The 1,067-nt window shown below is 37.1% G+C and carries 2 protein-coding genes; both read right to left on the bottom strand.

What is annotated here, in order from left to right; translation table 11 throughout:
- Nucleotides 1–238: 238 nt before the first annotated feature.
- Complete coding sequence (locus B5D35_RS23925; protein WP_078754877.1) at nt 239–571, bottom strand: type II toxin-antitoxin system RelE/ParE family toxin; 333 nt, start codon at nt 569–571, stop codon at nt 239–241.
- Nucleotides 571–819 carry a type II toxin-antitoxin system Phd/YefM family antitoxin gene (locus B5D35_RS23920; RefSeq protein WP_078754876.1) on the bottom strand — a complete coding sequence of 83 codons (249 nt, stop codon included), beginning with the start codon at nt 817–819 and terminating at the stop codon, nt 571–573. The genes B5D35_RS23925 and B5D35_RS23920 overlap by 1 nt, the downstream gene beginning before the upstream one ends.
- Nucleotides 820–1,067: the final 248 nt, after the last annotated feature.

Genomic DNA, 1,067 nt, shown 5'->3' with positions numbered 1-1,067 from the left:
GAAAAGTGACGCCCTTTGAAATCAGTCATGCTTAATAAACGACGAGGAAGGTGACACTAGATTGCCTGAAACTTAAAACTTTGCAACGGAGCCGATTATTTGCCTAACTATCTTGGTTGGATGCGGATCATGGATATTTTGAAAGAAGACCAAGAGTTTAATTTAAAAGATTTCATCTCAGATGCGTTTAGTTTTGAATATCACAAAAACGCTCTTCTGGAATGATCAGTAGCGGAATTTACATGCCGAGTTCATTGGTTATATCTTTCACTCGAATCATATGTTTTTGAGGTGACATGTCAGATGATATAACTCCTACAAAAATAACCGTATCTTCTCTTTTTGCATAATAGATAACATGATTTTTTATTGGGAATCGAAAGGCGTTACTGGAAACCTCTTCAATATTAGCTCCCATATGTGGGTTGTTAGCTAGTGATTGAAGTTTTTTAAACAAGGCGACTCTATATTTGTCCCACTGATTATGTCCCCACTCTTTTATCGTATACTGTCTAATTTTTGCTATGTCAGTACGGGCCTGTCCTCTGAGGTAAAATTTCACATTTTTCATTAATCGTACTTGCCTGATTCTAGCTCTTCAAAAAAGGTATCACCATCGACCAAATCATCTTCATCGATATTGGAAAAACGGAGCTTAACAAGTTCCATTTTTAGTTCTTCCATTGCCTGATAATCTTTAGAGGACATAACTACAGCCACAGACGTGCCATTTTTCAAAATTTCAACAGGTTCGCTCTGAATATTGATAAGCATTGTTCCAAATTTGGTTTTTGCTTCATTGGCATTTAAAGTTTGCATAGGTTTCACTCAATCTAGTTGTTAACATATATTACACACTAAACGAATCGAACGATTCGTTCAAGTTTAGTTGTAGATGCTTCATGTGACTAGAACAACATTTAACGCTAACAGAGCCGTTTTTTTAGTTTCTAAGCTGCCTGTGCGGCAGTGAAGGGGCTTTGTTGCTTAAATCGATGGAACTAAATCTAGAAGCTACGATCTGATCGGCTACACCCATCAATCGTCGTAGTCTCATGTCTAAACCT

Source organism: Enterovibrio nigricans DSM 22720, from assembly GCF_900167155.1.
Lineage (GTDB): Bacteria > Pseudomonadota > Gammaproteobacteria > Enterobacterales > Vibrionaceae > Enterovibrio > Enterovibrio nigricans.
This window is presented reverse-complemented; position numbering and strand designations above follow the sequence as displayed.